Source organism: Oleiphilus sp. HI0132, assembly GCF_001635845.1.
Map to the genome: position 1 here is coordinate 1 of NZ_LWGJ01001673.1, position 1,498 is coordinate 1,498.

Here is a 1,498-nt window from a genome sequence, read left to right on the forward strand (position 1 = left end):
TATGGTTTTCCTATTTGTGAATACCCTTTTGCCGAAGTTGCAAAAGAGCTGGACATAAAAGAATCAGAGTTGATCGACCGAGTTGAGAAGATGCGTGCCGATAAAACGCTAACGCGCTTTGGCCCAATGTACCATGCAGAGCAGTTGGGTGGTGCACTGTCACTTGCGGGTATGGCGATACCGGAAGAGCGCTTTGATGAAGTAGCTGAAATCGTCAATGGCTTTCCCGAGATTGCTCACAACTACAAACGGACTCACGAATTGAATATGTGGTTTGTGATTGCAACTGAGGAACAGGAAGGTAAAGGGCGAGTGATCGAAGAAATTGAACGTCAGACAGGATTTAAGGTCTACGACATGCCGAAGAAGGAGGAGTTCTATGTTGGATTCTATCTCGACCTCGAATGATTTTTATCGCCCTCAAGCGGAGGACTTACCTATGGAGGAGGAAGAAAACTACTCACTATCGAGTATAGATCGCGAGTTGATCGTCTTGACTCAGGAGGGTTTGCCTCTTGCCCCACGACCTTATCATGTGCTGGGTTTGATGTTGAATATATCTGCCGATGAGGTGATGGCGCGTCTGCAACGTATGTTAGATGAAGGGATTATTCGAAGAATCGCTGCAGTACCCAATCACTACAAACTGGGCTTTAAAGTAAACGGTATGACTGTGTGGGATGTGCCCGACGAAAAGGTGAGTGAATTAGGACAAGCTTTGGGCGATTTATCCTTTGTTAGTCACTGTTATCACAGGCCCCGCCACTTACCGCTATGGAGGTATAACCTCTTTGCCATGGTTCATGGTAAAACTAAACAAGAAGTTGCGAAATATATAGAGCAGATCAATCAGCTATTGGGTGATGACTTACGAGCGAGCGATGCGCTCTACAGTACCAAAATATTAAAAAAGACCGGTCTACGAATCGGTCAGAGAGAAGCGCCACCTAGCGCTAAAAAGACCTGAACAGAGACCAATAGAATAAGGCGGAGTGCCATGTTTAGAATTAGCCAGTACATGAAAATTCTGCACGATCAAACGCCATTAGGGCCATTGCGAAAGCCGCCAGGACCCGTCGTTATCTGGAACCTGATTCGGCGTTGTAACCTAACCTGCAGGCATTGCTATTCCATTTCGGCAGATACTCACTTTCCAGGCGAACTAAGCACCGAAGAAGTCTTTACCTTGATGGATGATTTAAAGGCTTACGGTGTACCCGTCTTGATTCTTTCGGGCGGGGAGCCTTTGCTTCGGGATGATATCTTTGAAATTGGAAAAAGAGCGAAAAGCATGGGCTTTTATGTTGGCTTGTCGAGCAACGGTACCCTAATCGACGAAGACAACATTAAGAAAATAGCTGAAGTTGGTTTTAATTATGTCGGTGTCAGCATCGACGGCTTGCGTGAAAATAATGATGAATTTCGCCAGATGCAGGGTGGTTTTGATGCGGCCTTAAACGGAATTAAACTCTGTCGAGAGAACGGTATTAAAGCTGGC

Annotated in this window: 3 protein-coding genes; all 3 read left to right on the top strand. The window is 45.8% G+C overall.

The window, feature by feature from the left end:
* A partial coding sequence (locus A3766_RS31600) for an Lrp/AsnC family transcriptional regulator (RefSeq protein WP_068643231.1) occupies window positions 1-408 on the top strand: 408 nt, incomplete at its 5' end.
* Window positions 380-967 (top strand): Lrp/AsnC family transcriptional regulator, encoded by a 588-nt coding sequence (locus tag A3766_RS25665; RefSeq protein ID WP_231872121.1) that lies wholly within the window; start codon window positions 380-382, stop codon window positions 965-967. The genes A3766_RS31600 and A3766_RS25665, both read left to right, overlap by 29 nt.
* Window positions 968-997: 30 nt before the next feature.
* A partial coding sequence (locus A3766_RS25670) for a radical SAM protein (protein WP_156509141.1) occupies window positions 998-1,498 on the top strand: 501 nt, incomplete at its 3' end.